Source organism: Flavobacterium sp. UBA7680 (assembly GCF_002482975.1).
Taxonomy (GTDB): Bacteria; Bacteroidota; Bacteroidia; order Flavobacteriales; family Flavobacteriaceae; genus Flavobacterium.
In genome coordinates this window covers 165,073-181,032 of the sequence record NZ_DLHA01000019.1, presented here as the reverse complement: position 1 = coordinate 181,032, position 15,960 = coordinate 165,073, and the positions used below count along the sequence as shown (strand labels likewise).

Genomic DNA, 15,960 nt, shown 5'->3' with positions numbered 1-15,960 from the left:
TTATAATTGAAAAACACAAAATTTGTCAATATTTTTATAAATACACTAAAACGTTTTAGTATATTCGTATATGTTGATTCATAACCGTTTATAACATTTAACTTTCTAACATGAATTTAAAACCTATCTTATTTTCCTTTTTAATTGCAGCAGGAATAACCACAACAACTGCTCAGGAAATTTCAGTATTAAAATCTTCATTAGTAGGGAACAGAATTGCAGAATTTATTCCTAAAGGATTTGATAAAAACAAAACGCCATCGTTAATTCTTGCTTCTGAACCAAAAGCAAAAGGAAAGCTTCCATCAGACTGGTCGCTGGTTCCTGAATTTACGTTTAAAAATGAAAAAGCAAGTGCCGTTCTTAATCTTAAAGGCGATATAAGTCTTTATGGCGGAGGAGAAGTAACAGGCCCGTTGTTGCGTAACGGACAATCGATAAAATTATGGAATACTGATACCGGAGCTTACAGCGTTGAAGGCGGAAAAAGATTGTATCAAACGCATCCGTGGGTTATGGGCGTGCGTGCAGATGGTTCTGCTTTCGGAATTATCTTTGACAGTACCTGGAAAGCGGAATTAATAACAAACTCAAATCAGATTATTTATAATTCTGAAGGTGCTTTATTCAGAGTTTATATTATTGATAGAAAATCACCTCAGGAAGTGATTAAAGGGCTTTCAGAATTAACGGGAACTATAAAATTACCGCCTCGCTGGGCATTAGGATATCACCAATGTCGATTTTCTTATGACAGCGAAAAACGTGTTATGGAAATCGCCGATACTTTTAGAGAAAAGAAAATTCCGTGTGACGTAATCTGGATGGATATTGATTATATGCAGGGTTACAGGGTTTTTACTTTTGACAGCATTAGATTTCGCAATCCGAAAGTGCTAAATGATAATTTGCATAAAAAAGGATTTCGTGCTGTTTATATGATTGATCCGGGTGTGAAAGTAGATAAAGATTATGCTGTTTATAATACCGGAACTCAAAATGATGTTTGGGTGATGCAAAACAACGGAGAAGAATATCACGGTAAAGTATGGCCGGGCGATTGTGCTTTTCCTGATTTTACAAGTCCGAAAACAAGAAATTGGTGGGGCGGACTTTACAAAGATTTCTTAGCGACAGGAATTGACGGTGTTTGGAATGATATGAACGAACCTGCCGTAAATGATAATGATTTTCCGGAAGACAAACGTTTGGGAACAATGCCATACGATACGCCGCACAAAGGAGGCGGAAATTTACCACAAGGTTCTCACTTACTTTATCACAACGCTTACGGACGTTTAATGGTAGAAGCATCTTATAACGGAATTTTAAAAACAAATCCATCAAAACGTCCTTTTTTGCTTACACGATCTAATTTATTGGGAGGACAACGTTATGCAGCAACCTGGACAGGAGATAATTATGCGGGCTGGGATCATTTAAAATTATCGGTTCCAATGTCCCTTACTTTGGGATTATCAGGACAGCCGTTTAACGGACCGGATATTGGAGGTTTCCTTGGAAATACAGACGGAGATTTATGGGCAAACTGGCTTGGTTTTGGAGCTTTTATGCCTTTTGCACGTGGACATGCCTGCGCAGGAACAAACGATAAAGAACCTTGGGCTTACGGCGCAGAAATTGAAAAAACATCTCGTATTGCTTTAGAAAGACGTTATCGTTTATTACCGTATTTGTACACGCTTTTTTATGAATCTTCACAAACAGGATTGCCCGTTATGGCTCCGGTATTTTTTGCAAATGCTAAAGATTCGAGCTTAAGAGCTGAAGAACAGGTCTTTTTATTAGGAGAAAATCTTTTGGTTGTTCCGGCTTTCGCCAAAGATCCGATACTTCCTTCAGGAATTTGGGAAAAATTAAGTTTAGTTGATGGAGACCAACAAGATAAATATCAGGCCAAATTGAGTATAAAAGGCGGAAGCATTATTCCGGCCGGAAAAATTATTCAAAACGCTGGAGAAAATTCATTCGATCCGTTGAGTCTTTTCGTATGTCTTGATAAAGATGGAAAAGCAAATGGAGATTTGTATATCGATGAAGGAGATGGTTTTGGGTTTGAAAAACAAGATTACGCTTTGTTAACTTTTAGCGCGCAAAGAAAGGACAATGCTGTTGTGGTTAAAGTTTCTGATCAAATAGGTAAAAGAAATAGCAGCAAGGATGTAAAAGATATCATTGTAAATGTACTACTTGACGGTAAAACGTATACAGGAAACGGAAATCTTAAAGATGGAATTACAATTACTTTAAAGTAAATTTCATTAGAATAAAACCACATTTTTTTAAATTTCATAAATTGCTGTAACTAACCTTAAACCAAACCAAATGTTATGAAACAAGTATTATATTTTCTACTGCTTATTTCGTGCACAAAAACAATCGCACAAGAAACAGTTTCAAATCAGAAAAAAAACAATAATCCTATATTCAAAGGCTGGTATGCAGATCCGGAGGGAATTATTTTTGATAAAACGTATTGGGTTTATCCCACATTTTCTGCCCGTTATGAAGATCAGGTTTTTATGGATGCTTTTTCATCAAAAGATTTAACCAATTGGAAAAAACATCCCAGAATTATAGATACATCGGCAGTAAAATGGGCAAAAAAAGCAATGTGGGCGCCATCTATAATTAAAAATAAAAATAAATACTTTTTGTTTTTTGGCGCAAATGATATTCAGAGTGACAATGAAATTGGCGGAATTGGCGTAGCCGTTTCCTCAAAACCAGAAGGCCCTTTTAAAGATTATTTAGGAAAACCGCTCGTTGATAAATTTTATAATGGGGCACAGCCTATTGATCAGTTTGTGTTTAGGGATAAAGACGGACAGCATTATTTAATTTACGGCGGATGGAGACATTGTAATATTGCCAAACTAAAACCTGATTTTACCGGTTTTATTCCTTTTGAAGATAAAACGGTTTTTAAAGAAATTACGCCAGAGAATTATGTTGAAGGCCCTTTCATGTTCATCAAAAATAACAAATATTACTTTATGTGGTCAGAAGGCGGCTGGACAGGACCCGATTATTGCGTAGCCTACGCCATCGCTGATTCGCCAATGGGACCGTTTAAAAGAATTGGAAAAATTTTGGAACAAGATTTTAAAATTGCCAATGGTGCCGGGCACAATTCCGTTATTAAAAAACCAGATTCTGACCAGTATTTTATAGTTTACCACCGAAGACCACTCACAGAAACCGATGGAAACTCCAGAGAAACCTGCATTGAAGAAATGCATTTTGATGAAAATGGTTTTATTAAACCCGTTGTTATCACCAACGAAGGCGTAAAAGCTAATGTGATTAAATAATTTTTAGTGATAGTTGTAGAACGTAAAAATAACGCAGTGATGCGTTATTTTTTTTTTTGAATTTTGAATTATGAGTTATGAGTTATGAGTTATGAGTTATGAGTTATGAGTTATGAGTTTTGAATTATGAATTATGAGTTTTGATATATATGTTATGAGTTTGGGTTGTATTTATTCAATATCCATAATTACTATTTTCAAAAAGATTATCCATTCCACATTCCATATTTCACACTTTACAACTCATAACTTCTAATTCACAATTCATCATTTTTAACTGTATTTCCAACTCATAATTCATAACTCATAATTCATAACTAGAAATTACCACTCCAAAACTTACATTTCAGTGTTTTCAAGGCCTCGTGAATCATTTGAACACAATTATGACACGAAATGGGATTAAAATAATGTTACCAATGCGCTAATTTGGTCAAAAATTAAAATGAAATTTTTAAGAGATAAATTGAAGTATCAATAAAAAAGTATGTGATATTTTATCATGTATTAAAAAATAAGAAGGTATAATCTATTATTTGTATTTACAAGATTAATCTTATTTTTTTAGACGTGCTTCAAAAAAATCCTTAGAATGAATTTTTAATTCGATAAAACTAACTTTTAACCAACCAAAAAATTAACCAAATGGAAATTAAAACGACTTGGAAAATGTCATCCAATCTTTTAAGCTTTTTTACCCCGGGTAGAATAAAGTTTAGCAGTGCCGGATTGATTTTTTTATTGTTCCTGGCCCTCTTTGCAGAGACCAGTTATGCACAAAATGATAATTCTCAAAACCCCGTAAAAATTACCGGAAAAGTAATTGATTCAAAAGGATTATCGTTGCCCAGTGCAACCGTGATTGAAAAAGGTACTAAGAATGCAGTCACGGCAGATTTTGACGGAACTTTTACCATTACAGTATCTTCTCCGCAAGCGATACTTGTATTTAGATTTATTGGAATGAAAGAGGTCGAAAAACCTTTGAATAATGCCAAAACAATAACCGTAACCATGGTAGACGAAACCAGCGATCTTCAGGCCGTTGTAGTTGTAGGTTACGGAACTCAGAAAAAAGCCTCGGTAGTAGGAGCGATTGGAACTATAAAACCTTCGTTATTACAAGTAGGAACGGCACGTACATTAGGAAACAACCTTGCAGGTCAGATTACGGGAATTATGGCCGTACAGCGTTCTGGAGAACCGGGTTATGATCAATCCGATATTAAGATTCGTGGAATCTCTACTTTTAAAGGAGGAACTAATCCGCTTGTATTAGTAGACGGAATTGAGCGAAACCTTAACGATCTTGACCCTTCAGAAATAGAATCTTTCTCTGTTTTAAAAGATGCGGCCGCAAGTGCTGTATACGGAGTGAGAGGAGCAAACGGAGTTATTTTGATCAATACCAAAAGAGGTTTTGTCGGTGCGCCAAGAATTCAGGTAAGAACAGAATATTCGATTCAGGAACCTACAAAATTACCGGAGTTCATTAAAGCAGGTCCTTATATGCGACTTTTAAATGAACTGGCAGTAGAACAGGGCAAACCAGTTTTGTTTTCTGAAGATCGTATTTCAAAAACAGAAAGCAAATATGATCCGGATCTATATCCAGATGTAAACTGGGTTGATGCCATAACTAAAGATTATGCTTTTACATCAAGATCAAATTTAAATGTTGCCGGAGGATCAGAAATTTTAAGATATGCCTTAACCGCTTCTTATTATAGCGAAAAAGGAATCCTTGCCGCAGATCCAAAACAAACCTACGATTCTGAAACAAATTTAAACAGAGCAAACGTTCGTACCAATGTCGACGTAAACGTATCTAAAACAACTTTATTAAGAGTAAATATTGGAGGATTTCTGCAAAACCTTCAAAAAGGAAACAGCAGTACAGATGCGTTATTCAACACGGCTTTTGAAACAACACCGTTTGTTCATCCTGCTATTTACTCAGATGGAACTATTCCGAGAGTTTTTGCCCGTGAAAATCCGTGGGCGATGAGCACGCAGCAAGGATATTACAGACAAGGCGGAAGTAAGATCGAAAGTTTAGTATCGTTAGAGCAGGATTTTAAAGCAATTACGCCGGGTTTAAAAGCAAAATTTACTTATTCGTTTGACTCTTACTCAGAAAACAGAATTACACGTGGTAAATCACCGGATTATTATAACGTGGCAACTCAAAGAGATCTTGACGGAAGTTTGATTCACGGAACGGTTCAGGCGTATGGACAGGAATATCTTGGTTATGAAAGATCGGCTGAGTTTGGTAACAGACGTGTTTATCTGGAAGCGAATACAACGTACAACCGCACTTTCGGTAAACATGATTTAAGCGGACTTTTATTATACAACCAAGATAGTTATAACGACGGAACTGCGCCTCAGGCTTTTAAACATCAGGGATTAGCAGGAAGAACTTCGTATACTTTTGATAGAAAATATATTGGGGAATTTAACTTTGGTTACAACGGATCAGAAAATTTTGCAAAAGGAAACCGATACGGATTTTTCCCTTCTGTAGCTTTAGGCTGGATTGCATCTGAAGAAAAATTTATGGAACCTGTAAAAGATATTTTTAATAAAATCAAACTTCGTGGTTCTTACGGATTAGTTGGAAATGATAATATTGGAGCCAACAGAAGGTTTGCTTACTTGACTACAATCAGCGATAATAACAATTCTGATTACTGGTTTGGTACAGGACAGGGAGTAAAATTTGAAGGAATTGAAGAAGGCCAGATTGGAGTAAACGATTTGACTTGGGAAAAAGTAGCAAAAGCTGATATTGGTATCGAGTTAGGAATACTGAATATGATGGACTTAACAGTAGATATATTTCAGGAAAAAAGGAAAGACATTTTTGTAGAAAGAAATACAGTTCCAACTCAGGCAGGATTTATCAATGCGCCTTGGGCCAATTTCGGAAAAATGGAAAATAAAGGTATCGAGATTGGTCTTAATATCAATAAACAGGTAACTCCGGATTTCTTTATGAGCTGGCGTGCGAACTTCACTTTTGTTGAAAACAAAGTAACAGAAAGAGACGAAGCCGAAGCTGTAAAAGGAACTTACCGTTCTGGAACAGGAATTCAAAATAATACTTTATACGGTTATACCGCAACCGGATTATATACGAATGAAGATTTTACATCACCGGGAGTTTTAGCACCGGGACTGCCAATTCCAACATTTGGTACAGCGTTACGTCCGGGTGATATTAAATATGAAGACAGAAACGGTGACGGAATCATTAGTGGTTTAGACGAAGGTTTTATTGGCGGAACAACTGATCCTCAAATTGTGTATGGTTTTGGAAACAATTTAAAATACAAACAATTCGATTTTAGTTTTTTCTTTCAGGGTGTAGCCAAATCGGAGCGAATCATTGGCGGAGCAAACTTTATTCCGGGAAGCGGAACAGGAACTTTAGGAAATATTTATTCTAATTACAACGATCGCTGGACAGAAGAAAATCCAAGTCAGGATGTGTTTTGGCCAAGATTAAGTTACGGCCCTAACGTAAACAATTCAGTTGCTTCAACATGGTGGAAAAAAGACATGAGTTTTGGCCGTTTAAAAACGATGGAAGTTGGATATACATTAGATAAAAAACTAATTGAAAAATTCTATCTGCAGGGATTAAGAATCTACATCAGCGGAAATAATTTATGGTACGCTTCTAATTTTAAACTATGGGATCCCGAATTGGATACAGGAAATGGTTTGAAATATCCATCAACAAAATCTGTCCTTTTTGGTTTATCAATCGGACTATAATTTAAAAAGAAATTAAAATGAAAAATATATACATTAGATCGATTTTCCTTTTTCTAGGATTATTATTATCGTCATCCTGTTCTGATTATCTGGACAAAGAAAGCGATACCGAACTTACTTTGGATGGTGTTTTTGAGAGTAAAACAAAAACAGAAAACTGGCTGGCAGGCTGTTATTCCAGAATTCCAGATCCTACGTGGGGATATACCCGCAGTTTGGGATGGGAAATTTTAGGAGATGATATGACACCTTCAGAAAGATGGCGTCAATACGACTGGCAGGTAATTCCTTTTATTTTAGGAGACTGGTCTGTAGGTTCACAATGGAGTCCAGGATATTGGAACAACCTTCCGCAAAGAATTAGAGAATGTAACATTCTGATACAAAACATTAAACCATTACCGGAACAAAATCTAAATGAAGATGAAGTTCGTTTAATGATTGCTGAATGTCGTTTTTTAAAAGCCTATTATTATTCGTTATTGATCAATACGTATGGCCCAATTCCTTTTAGTCCGGATGAAATTACACCTGTAAATTATAACCTTTCAGACCTACAAGTAGGACAAACCCCGTATGATGATATTGTAGCCTGGATTAATAAAGAACTGAAAGAAGTTGAAACAATTTTACCAGCAAATTATTCAGACGGAAGAAAATTTGGACGCGCTACATCAATTATGTGTAAAGCCGTAAGAGCCAGAATGCTGCTTTTTGCCGCAAGTCCGCTTGTTAATGGAAATTCAGAATATGCAAATCATGTTACTAAAGATGGAAAAGCATTATTCAACTCTACTTATGATGCCAACAAGTGGAAAGTTGCCGCAGATGCGAGTAAAGATTTAATTCTAAGTGCAGAAGCAGCCGGACATAAGTTATATATAGAAACTAACTCAGCCGGAAAAATTGATCCCTTTTTATCTTGTCAAAACCTTCATCTTATAGAAGCAAGCAAAGGAAATAGTGAAGTACTTTTTGCCCGTGTAAATGTTGATTCTAAAGAATATGACAGACATACCGCACCGGGCGGAGCAGGTGGAGCAGGAGGATATGGCGTAACTCAATCATTAGTAGATGCTTTCTTTACCGCAAATGGATTGCCTATAACAGATTCTAATTCCGGATATGTTGAAACTGGTTTTTCTTCTCAGGATGGATATTGGTCAAACGGAGTAACCAAATTTAATGAAGTAAAAAGCCCGGGACTTGTAACACTTGCAGGGACTTATAATATGTACTGCAATCGTGAGCCAAGATTTTATCTAGCTGTAAATTTTGACGGTGCATGGTATACAGACGGTGATAATGCCGGAAAAGATAAAGGGAGAAAACTGGAATTTTTTAACGGTAAAAAAGACAATAACAATACTCATGATGCCCCACAAAATGGATATTTAGCCAGAAAAAGAACAGACCCAACAAGAAATCCTACTATTGGTTATTTTGCCCCTCGTCACGGAATTTTATATCGCTTAGGCGAAGCTTATTTAAATTATGCAGAAGCCCTTAACGAGTCTGATCCCGGAAATCCGGAAATCTTGCTTTACCTAAATAAAATTAGAACAAGAGCCGGAGTAAGAACCTATACAACTGGCGGAACAGATGTTGACAATATTCATGTAAACAGCGATCAGGAAAGTATTAGAAAAATTATCAGAATGGAACGCAGAGTGGAGCTTTGTACAGAAGGAATTCGCTACGATGATTTAAGAAGATGGAAACTGGCAGAAACGGTTTTGAATGGGCAATTCTACGGAATGAATTTTAATGGTAAAGATGCATCTGAATTCTATAAAAGAACGGCGTATCAAACGAGAGTATACAGAAAATCTTTCTATTGGTTCCCGATATACTTAGCAGAAATCGAAAAGAACCCTAATTTAATTCAGGCTCCTTTCTGGGACAAATAACTAAAAATCAAAGCAAATGAAAAATATAAAAAATATTATCTCATTTATAATAATGAGTTTGGTTTTTGTCTCCTGTGAAGACAGCGGACTTGAAAATCAGGATTGGCTTAAGCAGCCTAATTTTGCCAATCCTTTGACTATAACACTTTCGAGCAAAGAAATTGTATTGACGAAAGATAATGAAGCGGCAAATGCTATAACATTTACCTGGACACAAGGAAATGACAGAGGAGCCGGAACCAGCCTGACGTATTTTTTCCGTATGGATATTGCAGGAAATAATTTTGGAGAAGGTGCAGCACCCGGAACAAGTACAACAATTACGGAAGAAATTCCGGCAGGCGTTTTTACAAAATCCTATACCGTAGGGCAGTTAAATGCTTTATTGCTCAAAAACTTTAAACGTCCGGGCGGAGTTATTACCAATCTTGAAGTGCAGATTATTGCGAGAGTCGATAATTCAGCACAATATCAGCTGCCGGAAGTATCTACCTCAAGTTTTGCCGTAACCAGTTACAGTCCGGGACCATTGCCATTATTTATGGTTGGAGATGCCATAAGCGGCGGCTGGGATTACAGCGCAGGTAAAATTTTACCGGAAAAAACAGAAAGAACCATTTACAATTTCATAGGAGATTTTTCAGTAGGTTCATTCAAAGTGATTGAAAAACCAGGCAGCGAATTACCATCTTATGATCCTATAGCCGGAAACAAAATTGTGTACAACGAAACCGAGCCAAGAAACAATGATAATGTCTTTAAAGTAACTCAGGCAGGTCGTCATTCTTTCTATTTGGATATTGATCAGGGAACCTATGCCTTTGGATATGTGCCTTATGAAAATGTTTATATGGTTGGAAACGCCATAACGGGTATTGGCTGGGATATTGGAAAAGCAAAACCAATGAATTGGGATCCTCAAAACCCTGAAGTATTTACCTATAAAGGACAATTTGATGCCGGAGAATTTAAACTTGCTTTAGATTTGGGTAACTGGGGCGGCAGATTTTTAATGCCTCCAGCAAATGGAACGGTGATAAAAGGAGAAGCATCTGATAATCCAACTGTGATGTTGATGCCAAATGGATCACCGGATAATAAATGGATTATTGAAAGCGCAGGACAATATGAACTTACTATAAATCCGGCAAAAATGACTATTCTATTGAAAAAACTATAATACGATGGCATAAAAATTAGATAGTTAAGTTGGAGAAGACAAGGCTTTTCAGTCCATATTGGACTGGAGAGTTTTGGATTCTTTTTTTAACTTTTTTCAAGAACTAAATAAGGCATGCTTTTTAGATTTCCGTTAAACGGAAAACGAAGAAGTTAGTAGTAATTCTTATAAAAAAACAAGTTATGATACAATTTAAAATAAATAGTTTCTGTTTTATGGATACCGTAAGACTGCGTTTTACATTATTTTTAATATTTATAAGTTTAGCCAATACCGTTCAGGCACAAACAAGCGGCAATCCCTTGTTTACAGGAGCCGATCCCGAAATTCATTACTTCAACAATAAATATTATATCTATACTACTGCGATTTATGGTACACAATTTCATGCGTATTCTTCAACAGATTTGACCAACTGGCATGACGAAGGTCTTATTTTTGATCTCTTTCCGGATAGTCCGTGGGCGCAATACAACGGCTGGGCTCCCGCAGTAGTTTTTCGGAATAACAAATATTATTTTTATTATACTGCGGAAACCAAAATAGGCCTTGCAGTAGGAAATACACCCATAGGCCCTTTTACAGATATAGGCGCACCGCTTATCGCAACAGATCCATATACCGATGATATTATCGATGCCAATGTTTTTGTTGATGATGATGGTCAGGCTTATATTTATTACGGAGGATCAGGCAAAAGCCGAATGGTTGTTCGTAAATTAAATCCAGATATGGTTTCATTAGCCACAGGCCCAACCGATATAACACCTCAAAATTATACGGAAGGTCCTTATATGGTAAAACGAAAAGGAATTTATTATATGATGTATTCCAATGGATCCTGGTTTAATGATACTTATAATGTGCAGTATTCTACTTCAAATACACCAATGGGACCCTGGACTTATAGAGGAAAAGTATTGAGTTCTAATGTAGAAGATAAAGGCCCGGGTCATCATGGTGTAATCAAAATAGGAAACTGTGATGAATATTACATGGTTTACCATCGTTACGAAAATGGCACATCTGGAGATAGAAAAATTGCCATTGACAGAATGTATTTCAATTCTAATGATTTGATTGAACCAGTAAACATGACCAATTACGGTGTGGCACCAAGAATCCCGGATCAATCCTGTCCAACGCAAAGCATTGTTTCGGGAGGAATTTATAAATTAACCCACAAAGGGACTAATCAATGTCTTGATGTTGTTAATAACAGCAGTCAGTCAGGAGCAAACGTGCAGCAAAGTACAGACAATGGTAATGATGCACAACGCTGGGTGATAACACTCGAAGCAGACGGATTTTATAAATTAACCCACAAAGGGACAAATCAGTGTTTGGATGTTGATAATAACAGTAATGCACAAGGCGCAAACGTACAGCAATGGCTGGACAGCAACAATAATGCACAGCGTTGGAAAATTGAAATAATGTCTGATGGTTATGCAAAGTTAACCCACAAAGGAACAAATCAATGTCTGGATGTTGATAACAACAGCAGCCAGTCTGGCGCCAATGTACAGCAATGGACAGATAACCTGAACGCGAATAATGATGCCCAAAGATGGAAATTAGATTTAATTGAAGTGCCAATTGTTTCCGGCGGAGTTTACAGATTAATTCACAAGGGAACAAACCAAAGCCTCGATGTAAGCGATGGCAGTACACAGCAAGGCGCAAATGTGCAGCAATACACCAGTAATGAAACCGATGCACAGCGTTGGGTAATTACAAAAGAATCAGATGGTTTTTATAAATTAACGCATCGAGGTACAACTCAGGTTTTAGATGTAGATAACAACAGCAGTCAGCCCGGAGCTAATGTACAGCAATGGTCTGATCTGGGAACCGATGCACAGCGTTGGAAAATAGAATTAATGAATGACGGTTATTTTAAACTGACCCATAAAAACACGAATTTATGTCTGGACGTAGTAAATAATCTTGCAGAACCGGGAACAAACGTACATCAGTGGACGGATAACAACAACGATGCACAACGCTGGAAACTGCAATTACTAAAATTCACCCCAACTTTAGGAACTGCCAAAATTTCGAAGCCTACACCAAATGCTGCTGAAACTTTAAATGTATATCCAAATCCGGTAAAAAATACGCTCTTTTTTACTTCTGAAATGGCAGGAATAAAAGTTCAGGTTTATTCAGAAACCGGAAGTCAGGTTTCGCAGCAAATAGTAAAAGAAAATAGTATCGATGTTTCGGGCTTGGCAACAGGAATTTATTTTGCTGTTTTTGAAAAAGACGGAACAAAAGTTACAAAACGATTTATTAAAAAATAAACGCAGAATGAAAAGTAAATACTTCAAATAAGATCATTAAAATCATTATTTTAACGAAACGATTTGAAGTATTTATTTAAGATTAATTTTAAAATAAAATATGAAAACAAAACAATTTTTAGTTACAATTATTTGTCTTGCTTCCGCCGCTTTATCCGCTCAGGAATATAAACCCGAAGCCAATCCCAAAGCAATGGTAGTTTCAGGCAATGCCAGATTTACAGTACTTTCTCCGCGAGTAATTCGTATGGAATGGAGTTCAGACGGAAAGTTTACAGACAATGCTTCGCTGACCTTTGTAAACCGAAACCTTCCCGTGCCGTCGTTTACCAAAAAAGAAAGTAATGGTGTACTACAAATTGTAACCGATGTCGTAAAACTTAAATACAAAACAGGTTCAGGCAATTTTAACGACAAAAATTTAAGTGTAGATTTTATTGTAAACGGTAAACCTGTTTCATGGAAACCAGGTTTGGCCAATACTAAAAACCTGTTAGGAACAACCCGCACGCTGGATGGAGTTGACGGGCCGGCTAAGGAACTGGAAAAAGGTATAATTTCTCGTGATGGATGGTATTTAATAGACGACAGCGAACGCCCGCTTTTTGATAATTCAGAGTGGCCGTGGGTTATGGCGCGTCCGGGAGATAAACCACAGGATTTATACCTTTTTGCTTATGATTCTGATTATAAAGCGGCCTTAAAAGATTTTACTGATATTGCCGGAAAAATAGCCATGCCGCCAAGATTTGCGTTTGGTGCGTGGTGGTCACGATACAGAGAATACTCTGATACTGAATTTCGTGATTTAGTAGGCGAATTCAAAATGCATGACGTTCCGCTTGATGTATTTGTAATCGATATGGACTGGCACGTAAAATCATTGCCTGAATTTTTCAAAAACGGACAAAGACAAAGAGATCAGGCCGGAGAAGATTCTGGATGGACTGGTTTTACATGGAATAAAAACTTATTTCCTTCTCCTGAAAAATTCTTAAAATGGACGAATGAGCAACATCTTAAAACGTGTTTAAATCTGCATCCCGCATCTGGAATTCAGCCTTTTGAAGAAGTATATCCCGAAATGGCAAAAGCAATGGGAATTGATCCTTCTACCAAAAAATATGTGCCTTTTGATATTACGGATAAAAAATTTGCTACCAATTACATGAATTTGGTATTACATCCTATTGAAAAAGCAGGTGTTGATTTTTGGTGGTTAGACTGGCAGCAATGGGGAAGTACCAATATTCCCGGTGTTAACCCGACTATCTACTTAAATTATGTACATTACAGTGACATGGAACGCCAAAACAAAGTGCGTCCGCTTATATTTCATCGTTGGGGTGGTTTAGGAAATCACAGATATCAAATAGGATTCTCTGGCGATACACACGTATCTTGGGAATCATTAAATTATCAGCCTTATTTTACCGCTACAGCTGCCAACGTTGGATTTGGATATTGGAGCCATGATATTGGCGGACACCAAGGCGACGCGGGAACTGCAGAACTGTATACAAGATGGATTCAGTGGGGTGTTTTTAGTCCGATATTCAGAACCCATGCAACGGCTGCACCACAGCACGAAAGACGTATTTGGGCTTATCCGCTTGATAATTTCCTTATTATGAGAGAAGCGTATCAAATGAGATATTCTCTTGTTCCGTATTTATACAACGAAGCACGCAATACATACGAAACCGGAGTTTCTACCGTGCATCCAATGTATTATGATTATCCAAAAGAAGAAACCGCTTATGCTACACCAAACGAATATATGTTTGGGCGTGATATGATTGTACATCCCATAACAAAACCTATCGAAAAAGGAAGTGTTTTCCTGACGCATGAAACATGGCTGCCAGAAGGTAAATGGTATGAATTGAGTACAGGAAACATTATAAAAGGCGGCAAAAAAGTTGCGATGCCTTTTACTTTAGGAGATATTCCGGTTTTTGTAAAAGAAGGCGCTATAATTCCAATGCAGTCAAAAGTCGAAAGAACAGATGAAAAACCATTAAACCCTTTAATTCTTGCTTTTTATCCGGGTAAAAAAGGAAGTTTGAAACTGTATGAAGACGAAGGAAATAACAACAATTTCAAGAAAAATGCTTTTACGTATACGCCAATAACTTCAGAACAAACCGGAAATAAAACAAATATCGTGATCGCGCCTGTTGAAGGTTCATTTCCCGGAATGCTGACTTCAAGAAGTTATGAACTGCGTTTTCCATGTTCGTTTCCTCCAACAACGGTATCAGTAAACGGACAAAATATTCCGTACAGCGAAGAACCTAAAACAGGAACCTGGTCGTATGTTGGAGATGATTTTGAAACCCGTATTTATGTACCCGAATCTTCAACGAATACAAAAGTTTCTGTTGAGGTACAATTTCCAGATTACGATCAGCAGCTTCTTTCGGGTAAAAAAGGACAAATTAAATACATGAAAAATTTCGAAACATTTCGTTTGTTAAACAATTGGAATGATGGATTATACAGTCCATTCGAAATAATGTCACTTTCTCAATTTGGCCAAAATATTGAATATAATATTGCCGACATTAAAAAAGAAATTGATGGATTTAACAACCGCTGGAATAGTGCTTTATTGACTATTCAATCAATCAGTGAAACCAATAAAGTCTACAAACCGTATTACGAATTACTGAAAATCTACGGGAAAATTGCCGAAAGACCAGAATTTAAAAACAACGAAACGGAGTTAGAATCTGGCACAAAAGCAAAAGTAGAGTTTATTCAAAAAGGTACCGATAAAATTTATTACACCACAGACGGTTCAGTTCCAACACGCAATTCGCAGCTTTATACAAAAGCATTTGAAGTTTCAGTTCCTGCACGCGTAAATGCAATTGCAGTTCCAGCGGGCGAAGGTTCAACGAGTTCTGTTATTTCGAAGATATTTTATAATAAAAAAACAGGCTTAAATTATAATTTATACAAAGGAAAATGGAGCAAAACACCTGATTTCAGTAAACTTACTCCAGTTGATAAAGGTTATGCCCCAGATTTTGATTTAAACAAAATTAAGCACGACGACAACAATTATGGCTTGGTATATAATGGATTTATAAACGTTCCCGAAGACGGAAAATATACTTTTTATGTTTCATCTGATGATGGAAGTAAATTCTATATCAACGATCAATTGCTTATTGATAATGATGGCTTACATGGCTTTGACGAAAAAAAATCGGAAATAATCTTAAAGAAAGGATTAGTGCCAATTCGATTAGAATATTTTCAGGAAAGTTATGGCGCAGGATTGTCGGTTGACTTTTCATCAGAGAAAATCGCTAAAACCAGTCTTTTTCCTTCTATTTAAAGGGAAATTTTTAGAAGAAAAAAAGACATAATACTATTAAAAAAGGATGAGCAAAAAATGTTCATCCTTTTTTACTATTTTTACTAAGGTTGGG

7 protein-coding genes are annotated in these 15,960 nt (G+C 36.6%); all 7 read left to right on the top strand.

The features are described 5' to 3' along the window. The first annotated feature begins 110 nt into the window (after positions 1-110). Entirely contained in the window at positions 111-2,276 is a 2,166-nt protein-coding gene (locus tag B3C18_RS05755; RefSeq protein WP_291143789.1) for a TIM-barrel domain-containing protein, read from the top strand. A 75-nt stretch (positions 2,277-2,351) separates the two neighbouring features. After that, positions 2,352-3,335 (top strand): glycoside hydrolase family 43 protein, encoded by a 984-nt coding sequence (locus B3C18_RS05750; protein ID WP_291143786.1) that lies wholly within the window; start codon positions 2,352-2,354, stop codon positions 3,333-3,335. Between the two features lie 645 nt (positions 3,336-3,980). Further along, positions 3,981-7,121, top strand: a complete 3,141-nt coding sequence (locus tag B3C18_RS05745; RefSeq protein WP_291143783.1) for a SusC/RagA family TonB-linked outer membrane protein — start codon at positions 3,981-3,983, stop codon at positions 7,119-7,121. 17 nt (positions 7,122-7,138) lie between these two features. Beyond that, positions 7,139-9,031, top strand: a complete 1,893-nt coding sequence (locus B3C18_RS05740) for a RagB/SusD family nutrient uptake outer membrane protein (protein ID WP_291143780.1) — start codon at positions 7,139-7,141, stop codon at positions 9,029-9,031. 16 nt (positions 9,032-9,047) lie between these two features. Beyond that, positions 9,048-10,211, top strand: a complete 1,164-nt coding sequence (locus B3C18_RS05735; RefSeq protein ID WP_291143776.1) for a SusF/SusE family outer membrane protein — start codon at positions 9,048-9,050, stop codon at positions 10,209-10,211. A 182-nt stretch (positions 10,212-10,393) separates the two neighbouring features. Next, on the top strand, positions 10,394-12,517 hold the full coding sequence (locus B3C18_RS05730; RefSeq protein ID WP_291143773.1) for an RICIN domain-containing protein: 2,124 nt from the start codon (positions 10,394-10,396) through the stop codon (positions 12,515-12,517). A gap of 100 nt (positions 12,518-12,617) precedes the next feature. Further along, positions 12,618-15,866: a TIM-barrel domain-containing protein gene (locus B3C18_RS05725; protein ID WP_291143770.1), complete on the top strand. Its 3,249-nt coding sequence runs from the start codon at positions 12,618-12,620 to the stop codon at positions 15,864-15,866. Positions 15,867-15,960: the final 94 nt, after the last annotated feature.